Source organism: Mesorhizobium sp. WSM4310, assembly GCF_007003935.1.
Taxonomy (GTDB): Bacteria; Pseudomonadota; Alphaproteobacteria; order Rhizobiales; family Rhizobiaceae; genus Mesorhizobium.
This window is the reverse complement of the sequence record NZ_VFTA01000024.1, coordinates 91791-102680: the sequence shown is the minus strand read 5'-3', so window position 1 is coordinate 102680 and position 10890 is coordinate 91791. Positions and strand designations below refer to the sequence as shown.

14 protein-coding genes are annotated in these 10890 nt (G+C 62.8%); 3 read left to right on the top strand and 11 right to left on the bottom strand.

Going from position 1 to position 10890, the window contains the following annotated elements; translation table 11 throughout:
* Positions 1 to 399: 399 nt before the first annotated feature.
* Entirely contained in the window at positions 400 to 1038 is a 639-nt protein-coding gene (locus tag FJV80_RS23775; RefSeq protein ID WP_142877559.1) for an MBL fold metallo-hydrolase, read from the top strand.
* 165 nt (positions 1039 to 1203) lie between these two features.
* Here FJV80_RS23775 and FJV80_RS23770 read toward each other — a convergent pair whose 3' ends face one another.
* The 3 genes from FJV80_RS23770 to FJV80_RS23760 form a co-directional block, all read right to left on the bottom strand.
* Positions 1204 to 1632, bottom strand: a complete 429-nt coding sequence (locus tag FJV80_RS23770; RefSeq protein ID WP_010911084.1) for a BA14K family protein — start codon at positions 1630 to 1632, stop codon at positions 1204 to 1206.
* Between the two features lie 187 nt (positions 1633 to 1819).
* Entirely contained in the window at positions 1820 to 2032 is a 213-nt protein-coding gene (locus FJV80_RS23765) for a cold-shock protein (protein WP_008877668.1), read from the bottom strand.
* A gap of 318 nt (positions 2033 to 2350) precedes the next feature.
* Positions 2351 to 2563, bottom strand: a complete 213-nt coding sequence (locus FJV80_RS23760) for a cold-shock protein (protein ID WP_006202520.1) — start codon at positions 2561 to 2563, stop codon at positions 2351 to 2353.
* A 462-nt stretch (positions 2564 to 3025) separates the two neighbouring features.
* On the opposite strand from FJV80_RS23760, the gene FJV80_RS23755 reads away from it, so the two are divergent.
* The gene (locus FJV80_RS23755; protein WP_185975253.1) at positions 3026 to 3496 is read left to right on the top strand and encodes a Kazal-type serine protease inhibitor; all 471 of its coding nucleotides are present in this window, start codon (positions 3026 to 3028) and stop codon (positions 3494 to 3496) included.
* A 7-nt stretch (positions 3497 to 3503) separates the two neighbouring features.
* Here the strand turns inward: FJV80_RS23755 and FJV80_RS23750 are convergent, their stop codons facing one another.
* Complete coding sequence (locus tag FJV80_RS23750) at positions 3504 to 4121, bottom strand: NAD(P)H-dependent oxidoreductase (protein ID WP_095789071.1); 618 nt, start codon at positions 4119 to 4121, stop codon at positions 3504 to 3506.
* A gap of 246 nt (positions 4122 to 4367) precedes the next feature.
* On the opposite strand from FJV80_RS23750, the gene FJV80_RS23745 reads away from it, so the two are divergent.
* Positions 4368 to 6002 (top strand): tetratricopeptide repeat-containing sulfotransferase family protein, encoded by a 1635-nt coding sequence (locus FJV80_RS23745; RefSeq protein WP_095773551.1) that lies wholly within the window; start codon positions 4368 to 4370, stop codon positions 6000 to 6002.
* Positions 6003 to 6115: 113 nt separating this feature from the next.
* On the opposite strand, the gene FJV80_RS23740 is transcribed toward FJV80_RS23745, so the two are convergent.
* The 7 genes from FJV80_RS23740 to FJV80_RS23710 all read right to left on the bottom strand — a co-directional run bounded on the left by FJV80_RS23740 (position 6116) and on the right by FJV80_RS23710 (position 10841).
* Entirely contained in the window at positions 6116 to 6469 is a 354-nt protein-coding gene (locus tag FJV80_RS23740; RefSeq protein ID WP_095792807.1) for a DUF1428 domain-containing protein, read from the bottom strand.
* Positions 6470 to 6561: 92 nt separating this feature from the next.
* Complete coding sequence (locus tag FJV80_RS23735; protein ID WP_142877558.1) at positions 6562 to 6984, bottom strand: glyoxalase/bleomycin resistance/extradiol dioxygenase family protein; 423 nt, start codon at positions 6982 to 6984, stop codon at positions 6562 to 6564.
* A gap of 160 nt (positions 6985 to 7144) precedes the next feature.
* Entirely contained in the window at positions 7145 to 7327 is a 183-nt protein-coding gene (locus FJV80_RS23730; protein WP_142877565.1) for a hypothetical protein, read from the bottom strand.
* 143 nt (positions 7328 to 7470) lie between these two features.
* Positions 7471 to 7779, bottom strand: coding sequence for a HigA family addiction module antitoxin (locus FJV80_RS23725; RefSeq protein ID WP_095792808.1), 309 nt, complete (start codon positions 7777 to 7779; stop codon positions 7471 to 7473).
* A 27-nt stretch (positions 7780 to 7806) separates the two neighbouring features.
* Entirely contained in the window at positions 7807 to 8085 is a 279-nt protein-coding gene (locus tag FJV80_RS23720) for a type II toxin-antitoxin system RelE/ParE family toxin (protein WP_142877557.1), read from the bottom strand.
* Between the two features lie 81 nt (positions 8086 to 8166).
* On the bottom strand, positions 8167 to 9693 hold the full coding sequence (locus tag FJV80_RS23715) for an ABC-F family ATP-binding cassette domain-containing protein (RefSeq protein WP_142877556.1): 1527 nt from the start codon (positions 9691 to 9693) through the stop codon (positions 8167 to 8169).
* 242 nt (positions 9694 to 9935) lie between these two features.
* Positions 9936 to 10841 (bottom strand): DMT family transporter, encoded by a 906-nt coding sequence (locus FJV80_RS23710; protein WP_095773556.1) that lies wholly within the window; start codon positions 10839 to 10841, stop codon positions 9936 to 9938.
* Positions 10842 to 10890: the final 49 nt, after the last annotated feature.

Sequence of the window (10890 nt, the reverse complement as noted above, 5' to 3'; positions counted from 1 at the left end):
CGGGCTGCGGCGGCTCCCGCGACCAGCGGTCTCGGCAGTGCGCTCAACCTCAACAACATCGTCGGCGGCGCCGGCGGCGGCGCGATCCTGACCGGCATCATCGGCGCTGTCATGGGCGCTATGAAGAAGTAAGCCTGACGGTCTCAGGTTTGTTCAAATGGGCGGCTTCGGCCGCCCATTTCTGTTTCTGCAACGACTGACTGTTCGTGTTTCGAGCGTGGACGCCCTTCATTCGCGCCGCCGGAGTGGTTCATCGTTTCAAGGAAACGCAGAACCACTCCGTCTCTTTATTTTGACGCAATTCCCAAGGGAAAGCGCTACGCGCTTTTCCCGGGAAAACCGTCTCACACTTTGCCTGGAAGTGTTCTACATCACCGCGTGAACATCGAAAGGACGATCATGGGTCAGCTCAATGCCGGCATCGTGCCGGTCACACCGTTTCAGCAGAACTGCACCATCCTGTTCGACATGGTCGACAAGCACGGCGTCGTCGTCGATCCGGGTGGCGATATCGACAAAGTGCTGGCGGTGTTGAAGGACAATGCGATCACGGCCGAGGCGATCTGGATCACGCACGGCCATATCGACCATGCCGGCGGCGCCATGGAGCTGAAGGATGCGCTCGGCCTCGAAATCATCGGCCCACATGCAGCCGACAGGCCTTTGCTCGACAATCTGGAGAAACAGGGCAGGCTTTACGGCATCGCCGGGGCGCGTAACTGCGTGCCCGACCGGTTCCTCACCGAAGGCGATACCGTGTCGTTCGGCGATCATGTGTTCGAGGTGCTGCATTGCCCCGGCCACGCGCCCGGCCATGTCGTCTACTACAACCGCGCGGCCAAGTTCGCCCATGTCGGCGATGTGCTGTTCCGCGGCTCGGTCGGCCGCACCGACCTGCCGGGCGGTGACCACGCGACGCTGATCGCCTCGATCAAGGACAAGCTCTTGCCGCTCGGCGACGATATCGGTTTCATCTGCGGCCACGGCCCCGGCGGCCGTTTTGGCGAGGAGCGGCGAACCAATCCGTTCCTTGTTTAGGATCAGCACCCTCGACACGAAGTTGCAGATCAATCAAAAAGCGCTGGCCTTGCGTTCAGCGCTTTTGTCTGGGGCAGGGAAGCCCTAAGCGCTTTCGCGCTTTAGGTTTTTGTCTGGTGCAAGTCGTTATCCCAAAACCGCTGCGCACTTTTGGGCGAAATGCACTCAGTTGGCAGTGCAGAAATGCTGCTCGCCGTCATTGCCGGTGAAGGTGCCGGTGCGGGAGTTGAAGCTGCGGTAGCGGTCCGAGCAGTATTCGTACCAGTCACGCGTCCACGGCTCGGCATAGCGATCGGCATAGACCACCCGCGGTTCGACATAGTAGCGACGGACCGGTGCCGGGCGGATCCGCACGTCACGATCGTAGTAACCGTCATCGTAGTAGCGGTCAGCGTCAGGCGGTGGCTGGTCATTGGCCAGCGCGCCACCGATCAGCGCACCGGCGGCGAGGCCAAGCACACCGGCGGCAATGGCGTCGCCATTGCCGTGGTGGCGGTGATGGCGCCATTCATCGGCGTTGGCCGCGGGCAAGGCCACCAGCATGGTGGCCGCCATGGCGGCGGACAGCACGGCAGTCTTGAAAATTCTGTTCATCTTGGTCTCCTTCGTACCGGGCCGTGCAGTTTTGCAGGGGATGCGGTCCGGCTTTACCCAAGACTAATATGCGACCGTGGCTGAACGGAGGCTGAACGGATTTCGACGTGCCGGGTAAGAGGGCCGTCAAAAACCAGGCTCTGATCGAGCTGCGCAGCCCTGCTGAAGCCGACAGTCTGAAGCCGGCTCAGCCGACCGACAGGTTGACGGCCTTGGGTCCCTTGCCTCGCTTGTCCGGCTCGGTGTCGAATGTTACTTTCTGCCCATCTTCGAGACCGGGAAGACCCGACGCCTGCACGGCCGAAATATGGACGAAGACATCCTTCGCGCCATCGTCCGGCGTGATGAAGCCGAAGCCTTTGGCATGGTTGAAGAATTTGACGGTGCCGGTCTGCGGCATGGGAAGCTCCTTTGATCCCATAAACTCCAGTCTCGGGCCGGCAAATGCCCGAGAGGAAATTTGTCCTTTATTTTAGCGTCATCGGCAAGAGAAAGTTTTGCGGGCACTTAAAGCGCCTTAGGCCCTTGTTGTGATGCATGTCGTTGACCGGGGGCCGGATCCACTTCCGGGCTACATGCATTGATGCCGCGCCACGGACATGAAAAAAGGCACGACGAAAATCGCCGCGCCTTTTTAAAAATCTGTCTGCGTTCCCACAGGCTGGGCAGGCTTCGAACCCTCGTTCGCCCGCCGTCAGGGACGCGCGGCGCCGATGGTTCAGGCAGCGCGGAGGTTGACCGCCTTCGGGCCCTTGCCCATGCGGTCCGGCTCGACGTCGAAGGTGACCTTCTGGCCGTCGACGAGCGTGCGCAGGCCCGATGCCTCGATCGCGGAAATATGGACGAACACGTCCTTGGCGCCGCCGTCGGGCGTGATGAAACCGAAGCCTTTGGTCGCGTTGAAGAATTTAACGGTGCCGGTCTGGGCCATTGGGGAAACTCCTTCACCCGTTCAGTCTTTGTTGGTCCTGCCCGCCACCTGGCGTCGAGGGCAGTTCCCGGTGGTTGCTTTCGGCAGTCATGCATTGGCGCATGGTCAAACCCCCCGCCGAAAAACGGGGCCGTCAGAGATTCACAGTATCGGGGAAAGGTCGTCCAAAACGTTCCGCTCTCCGGGTCGCAAATGCCCGAACACGGAATTTATCGCACGGAAACGTGAAGGTTGCAAGATAGCGCCGCGGGCCGCCGCACTGAGCGCATCCCGACGCAAGAATCGACCGATCTGAGCGTCGACGGGCCGCAAATAGGCCCCGTTGCCGGGCCGGTCATTGACCCACAGAGAGGGTCGCGCATGTGCCAGTGTTGCCGGCGGACGCCGGCCATGGCTGTAACCGGCGTTTCCGTCCCCGCGAACGCGGTCGCATCCGCGAGCGGGGTTGCATTTGACAGGGGAATGGCGAGGATCGTGATCGGGGATGGGATCGAGGGAGGAATCAGCATCAAATTCCTGGCGTCGGTTTTTTCGCGGCAAGGGTTTGCCGTCCTGTTCCTGTCGGCGCTTCTGGCCGCCTGCACCGTGGTCGTCGATGATGGGCCAGGACCGCGGCCGCCGCGTCCCGAACCGGAATTCTGCACCAGGCAATACGAGCCCGTCTGTGCCCGGCGCGGCGGCGACCGCCAGACCTTCGCCAATGCCTGCCTTGCCGACCGCGCCGGATACCGCATCGTGCGCGACGGCCCCTGCCGCAGCGATGGCGGCGACGGTGGCGATGGTGGTGGTGGTGGTGGTGGCGAAGAGCAGACGTTCTGCACCCGTGAATACGCGCCCGTCTGCGCCCGCCGCCATGGCGAGATGCGCAGCTTCCCCAATGCCTGCGAAGCCCGCGCCGCGGACTACCGCGTCGTCGGCGATGGCCCGTGCTGAGAACGTCCTACCGGTCCACGCCAGTATAGGCTTTGCCTTTCAGCAGGGCTGCCAGGTGGGCGGCATTAGACGCGGCCATCTCGATCATGCCGGCGACCTTTTCGGGGGTCTTTGGCAGATCGACATAATTGACGTCGCCCATCGCCTCGCCCACCCAATAGACGCCGCCATTGGCCGGAATGGTGAAGCCGACATCGTTGAGCGCCTGGAAGCACTCGGCATGGCAATGGTGGGCACCATCTTCGTTGCCGACGATCGCCACCAGTGCCACCTTGCCGGCGGCCGGCATGCGGCCCTTGCCGTCGGTTTCCTCGAGAAAGGCATCCATCCGTTCCATGACGCGCTTGGCGACGCTGGAGGGTTGTCCCATCCAGATCGGCAGACCGAGTATGAATATATCGGCCGCGATAATCTTCTTACGCAGACCAGGCCAGTCGTCGCCTTTGCCCATGTCGGAGAGCACTCCGGGCTTGATATCATGATCGAGGGCGCGCACGACCTCCCCCTTCACGCCATGCGGCTTGAGCGCTGAGAGCAGGTCGGCGATGAGCCTGTCGGTGGAGGATTTTTCCTTGTCACTGGATGCTTTCAGCGAGCAGTTGACGGCAAAGGCGGTGAGGGACATTCGGCGGCTCCTGCATATGACTGCAGGCTCAACGTCGCGAGGCGCTTGCGGTTGCTCTGATCGCTCAACGCATCCCGAAAGAACTCGCAACCCCGCGAAGACTTGAACCTGCCGCGCCAATGGCCTAGATCGCAGCAGGCGGACAAACACGGCAGGTTTCCCATTAACAGAGATCAAAGACGAGCGGCGAGTGCGGGAACCAGGTCTGGCGCAGGCGGACAGCCGCCGCTGGGTCTCGACCAGTATGTGCAGCAGGCCCTGCAATTGCACCAGGCCGGGCGCCGGCAAGAGGCAGAGACCATCTACCGGCAAGTCTTGGCGCGCCAGCCCAAGCACGCGGCGGCGGCGCATTTCCTGGGGCTGCTGCTGCACCAGACCGGACGCAGCGAAGAAGGGTTGGACCTCATCGAGCGGTCGGTGAGCCTGCAGCCGACGAATGCCGATTTCCTCAACAATTTCGGCACGGTGATGCGCGATCTCGGCCGCGTCGCCGCGGCAACCGACTTCTTCCGCGGCGCGGTGGATCTGCGGCCGGAGCAGCTCGCCGCGCGCGACAATCTCGGCTCGTCGCTGAAGCAGCTCGGCCGGTTCGAGGAGGCCGAAGAAATCTATCGCGGCACGGTAGCGCGCAATCCCTTCCATGTGCGCGCCCGCATCGGGCTTGCCGAAACCCTGCAGGAAGCCGCTCGCTTGGACGAGGCGCTGGCCGTGTTTCGCGAGTCGCTGACCATCCGTCCCAAGGATGCCGACCTTCTGCATGGGCTCGGAGTCGGGCTGATGGAAAAGGGCAGGCTCGACGAGGCGGCCGATCTGTTCCGGCAGGCGCTGGCGGTCAACCCGGGCATGGCCAAGGCCTGGCTGATGTTGTCGCAGGTCAAGCGCCAGAAGGAGCGCGATGCCGAATTGTCCGGCATGGAAGCGCAGCATGCCAAGGCGCCGCAGGACAGCCTGGCGCGCATGCAGCTGTCGTTCGGCCTCGGCAAGGCCAATGACGACCTGAAGGACTATGAGAAGGCCTTCGACTATTTTGCCGAAGGCAATGCCATTCGCCGCAAGGGGATCAACTATGATCCCGTCAGGACGCGCGAGGAATTCGCGGCGATGAAGACGGTGTTCGATGCCGGCTTCTTCGAAAGGCACAGACCGAGCCCGATCACCGATGACGCGCCGATCTTCGTCGTCGGCATGCCGCGGTCGGGCACGACGCTGGTCGAGCAGATCATCGCCAGCCATCCGCAGGTCTATGGCGCGGGCGAGCTCAGCATCCTGAAGAACGCGGTCGGCAAGCAGTTCCCGGCGACCATGCCGGGCGGCTTTCCGTGGGGCGTATCGGATACGGACGATGCGGATTTCGCCGAGGCGGGCCAGGCCTATCTCGACATGCTGCATGCCCGCTATCCGCATGTCAGCCACGTCACCGACAAGATGCCGGGCAACTTCCTGCTTGTCGGCTTCATCCACATGATGATGCCGAAAGCCAGGATCATCCATTGCGCCCGCGATGCGGCTGCAACCTGCCTGTCGATCTACAAGGTGCATTTCCGCGGCGACAGCCACCGCTATGGCTACGATCTCGGCGAGCTCGCCGACTTCCACAATCTCTACACCGACATCATGGCGCATTGGCACAAGGTGCTGCCCGGCGTCGTGCATGATGTGCGCTACGAGGATTTCGTCGCCGATCAGGAAGGCCAGAGCCGGGCGCTCATCGACTATCTCGGCCTGCCATGGGACGATGCCGTGCTGTCGTTCCACGAAACCGACCGGCCGGTGCGCACGGCGTCCGCCGCGCAGGTGCGCCAGCCGATGTATCAAGGCTCGGTCGACCTGTGGAAACGCTATGGCGACCGGCTGAAGCCGCTATTGGACAAGTTGGATTAGCGCGCGAGGTCCTCAGCTTCGTCATCCACGGGCGGAGCAGCTCAAGGGGTCAGCGCCGCGTCGCTTCGCGCCTTGCTCCGCCATAGGATGACGAAGCGGTGGGGCTCAACTGCTCAAAGCTCGATGAAGGGCTGGAAGCCGCCGAAGATCATGCGCTTCATATCGAAGGGCATGGGACCCAAATCGGGTGTCAGGCGCGGGTCGGCCATCACCTTGGCCATCACCGTGTCGCGGCTTTGCCTGGATTCATAGACCGCCCAGGCGAAGACGACGATCTCGTCGTCCTTTGCCTGGACGGCACGCGGAAACGAGGTGAGTTCGCCATAGGGCACGTCGTCGCCGATGCATTCGACATAGGCCAGCGCGCCGTGTTCCATCCATATGGGGCCTGCGAGGTTGGCCAGCTTCTTGTAGTCATCGAGTTTGGCCTTTGGCACGGCAAGCACGAAACCATCGACATAGGACATGGTGAGCTCCTTGCTGAAAACCGAGCGCCGGGTCGGCGGGGATACGACCCGGCGCGGTGAGCGCGTCAGCCCTGACGGGCGACGCCTGCTCGCTACTTCACCGGCGCGTTCATCGCCCAGGCGACGCCGAACGGATCATTCAGCTGGCCCCAGCGATCGCCCCAGAACATCACCTGCAGCGGCGTGACCACTTCGCAGCCGGCATCGACGGCGCGCTGCCACCAGGTCTCGATGTCGCCATCTTCGAGATGGAGCTGCAGCGTGTAGCCCTGCGCGGCCTTATGTGGATGGCCGTGCTCGGGATAGGCGTCGCCCAGCATCAGCGTCGAGCCGTTGATGTGGAGATGGATGTGCATGGTGCGGCCTTTTTCATCCGCCGGATAGGCAAAGACCTGCTTGGCGCCAAAGGCCTTCTTGTAGAAATCAGCGGCCTTGAAGGCGCCGTCCACCTGCAGGTAAGGGGTTAACCCGCCGAGCACTTCTGCCCTGGGCTGAATGGGGGTCTGGTCAGTCATGTCTTGCTCCTCTTTGCGTTCGGCTTGGCCTTACGAACCACAGGACGCGCGAGGTGACGGCAATCCTACATGGCGGCGCGAATTTTCTTTCGAGCCGGACCCGGACGGGCCGGGCAACCGGCGGATTGAAGCGGCAATCGCATGAACAGGCTGATCGCGGTCATATGACCTTGGTCGAGAAGGTCGTTGCACGACGGCTGTTCCGCGCGTCGAAGAGGTCCGGAAAGCCGATGTCCTTACGCAATTCGGCTGGCAGCGAGATCAGGATGCGTTCGCTGCGATGGCGGGCACGTGCCGCCGCGTATTGGGTTGCGATGCGACCGATGGATGAAAGGACCGACATGATGTTCTCTCCCTGGGTTGATGCCGGCATCATCGCGTCGGCATCCCAAGGACGTGGCAGGTTCAGGCGATCCGACAGAGCGCCGAATTTTTTGTTACGACTCCGAATTCGATCGAAGAAGCCTTCGTCGCTCAGAGCGGCGGCTATGCGACCTTAAGCGTTGGGATCGCTGAAACATCAACCTCGCGCTCGGCGTGCCAGGCATCGAAAGCCGCCTGCATCCGAAGCCAGATCGCGGCACCGTCGCCAAACATCTTCCCAAGGCGAGCGGCCACAGCCGGCGAAACCGGCTTCTTTTCGCGGATGATGTCATAAAGCTGTTGCCGGGAGATCCCGAGCAGATTTGCAATTTCCACCTTGGTCTTTCCGGTTGCCGGGATAATGTCCTCAAGCAGCGCTCCCGGGTGGGAGGGACAACGCTCGATCGGACGCATCGGCTCGTGCACGGTCATAAGTCGAACTTCTCCAATCTGGCCGCCTCAGTGGTATTGCTCGAAATCGACGCGGGCGGCGTCCTTACCGTCGAATTCAAATGTGATGCACCACGGGCCGTTGACATGGACCGTGTAGCGAATTGGATCGAAGCCTTTCAGCGGGTGGAAGTCGAAGCCGGGGAGGTTCATCTCCTCCGGCTTCTCCGAAGCTTCCAGGCGGTCAAGCTGGACCAGAATGCGCTTGTGCATTTTGGCGTCGATCTTACCGGTTTTTCCGGTTTGAAAGAGGTCCGACAGCTCCTTGTTCTTGAAGGACTTGATCATCGATCTATGTAAACAGGTTGCTTACACAGATCAAGATGTGTAAGCAACTAATTTACAGGCAAAACGAACCTGTCTCGCCGCTCAACCGCCGCCTTCCGCTACCTCAAGGAAAAAGCCCTCGGGGTCCTCGACCTCCGTCAGCTTTCGCTTCTCGATCAGCCAGAAACGGTTGCCGACGGCGCGGATGAAGGAGCGGTCGTGCGAGGCGAGCACGCAGCTTGCCTGGTGCTTGAGCAATTCCTCCTCCAGCGCTTCCTGGCCATCGATGTCGAGATGGTTGGTCGGCTCGTCGAGCAGATAGAAATTGGGATTGGCGAGCCTGAGCGCAAGCATCATCAGCCGTGCCTTCTGGCCGCCGGACAGCGCGCCGATCCTTTTCTCCTGCATCTCGATGACCACGCCGGCGCCGGCAAGCAACGAGCGGGCGCGTTGTTCGCCGACGTCGTAGCGGCGCGAAACCATCGCCAGCGGCGTGTCGTCGCCGCTGATGCCGGACAGCGCCTGGTCGCTGTAGCCGAGCACCGTCGACGGCGTCACCTTCACGTTCTGCACCGTGTCGGGCTCGGCGATGGCGCTGCGGATCAGGCTGACGAAGCGCGATTTGCCGACGCCATTGCGGCCGAGCAGCACGATGCGGTCGCCCTGACAGATGTGACGCTTGCCGGTCTTGAACAGCAGCGTGCCATCGGGCGTTTCGACCACCGCGTCGTCGAGCGTGATCAGCACCTTGGCGTGGGTGCCGCGATTGGCAAGCCGGATCGCACCGGCCGATTTTTCGCGGTGCGCCGATACCGCCTCCTCTTCGAGTTTGTCCGCCCGTTCCCTGAGCTGCTTGGTTTTCACCGTCAAGAGGTCGCTGCCGGAATTGATGCCGATGTTGTTGAGCTTGGCGGCCTGCTTTCGCAGCTGCTGGGCGACCTTCATGTCGCGCTCGAATTTTCGCGCTGTCGAGGCGTCGACCTCGTCGAGCGCCTGTCTGGCGCGGGAGTAGGGCAGCGCAAACACCGGCGACTGTTCCGGGCGCAGGAACAGCGTCCGGTTGGTGGTGGCGTCGAGGAAGGCGCGGTCATGGCTGGCGATGACGACGGGCACTTCGCGCGGCAGCGCGTTCAGCCAGGTTTCCAGCTGGCTGATGCGGGCAAGGTCTAGATGATTGGTCGGCTCGTCGAGCAGCAGCACATCGGGATCGGTGACCCAGACGCGGGCGATCAGCGCCAGCCTCTGCCAGCCGCCGCTCAGCGCCTGCATTTCCCGCTCGCGCATCGGCTCAGGCACGTCGAGAGAATCCAGCACCACGTCGACGCGCCACATCTCGCTTTCGGCCTGCTCCGACGGCAAGGCGCCGGCCACCACCTCATGGAAGCTGCGGCTGAGAAGGGCAGGGGGAACCGACTGCTCGACATGGCCGACGCGCAAGCCGCGCGTGCGGGTGATGTCGCCAGAGGTCGGCTCCATCTCGCCGGTCAGGCATTTGAGCAAGGTCGACTTGCCGCGGCCGTTGGCGGCAACGATGCCGAGCCGGTCGCTACTGCCGATGGTGAGGTCGAGGTTTGCGAAGAGCGGCGCACTCACGGTGACGCCGAGGGATTTGAGGCTGATCAGGGCCATTGTGATTTCTCTGGTCTTGCCGGAAACAACTCCGGATGCACTTTGACGGTGCGCGTGCTGGCCATCAGGCTCGGCGTTGCGGCACCACGAAGGGCAGACCAAAAAAATCGAAGCGGGAAAAACCCGGACCGTCCCTGGTCAGCCCTGCAAGCTGGCTTGCAGGGCAGAAATCGGGCCACGCTGACGATGGTGATCAATAGACACGCAGCCCTCCTTTCAAGACGTTCGAGTGTGCGAAGCGATTACACCAAAGGCGGTGCGGATGGCAAGGCCGCCGCTTTCGCCCGGTGCGGGAACGGATCCAGCACCAATATGCAGCCACCGATGATTGCTACCGCGCCGAAGGCCTGGATGATGGTCAGCGACTCGCCGAGCATGACAGTGCCAACCAGCACGGCGATCGTGGTCACGGCGAATTCGACGCTGATCGTCCTGGTCGCGCCGATGCTGGCCACCAGCCGGAAGTAGACGACATAGGTCAGCGCGCTCATCACGCAAGCGAGAAGGGCGAGATAGAGGAAATCGACAGGGCGCGGCATGGCCGGCACCGGGACGGCCAGCAGCAGCGGCAGTGTCATCAGCCCGCCGAACAGAAAGGCGGCGCCGGTGAGTTCGAACGAGCCGGCCGAGCGCAGATGGCGATTGGCGTAGTTGCTGCCGAAGGCGGCGGAGAAGGAGCTGAACAGCGAGGCGGCGCAGCCGAATGCGAAGGACGGCGTGATCGGCACCGAAGGGAAGCCGACCAAGACCACGATGCCCGCAGCGCCGAGCAGCAAGCCGGCCAGCCCGCGAACGGTGATGCGCTCGAGCCCCCATAACTGGCCAAGGATCATCGAGAACAGCGGGATCGCGGCAACGAGAATGGCCGCCATCGCCGTGCCGATACGCGGCGTGGCGTAGGACAGGCCGATCAGCTGCGCCGCGACGGTCGTCGCGCCAACCATGGCGAAGTGCCGCCAGCCGGCGCTGAAATCGAGCCGTCGCCGCGTCGCCGCCGCCAGCAGGAAGAGCGTGATGCCGGCGATCAGCGAGCGCAAGGTCACCGCGCCGACCCAGCCGAATGCGTGTACCACCTTGAGCAGCACGAGGAACGACAGGCCCCAGGTGACGGCCAGGAAGGCGTAGGCTGCGATATCCTTGGGTTTCATTTCGCGCGGCTGCGTGAGGTTTAGGCGGGAGACGAGAGCCCCACGGCCG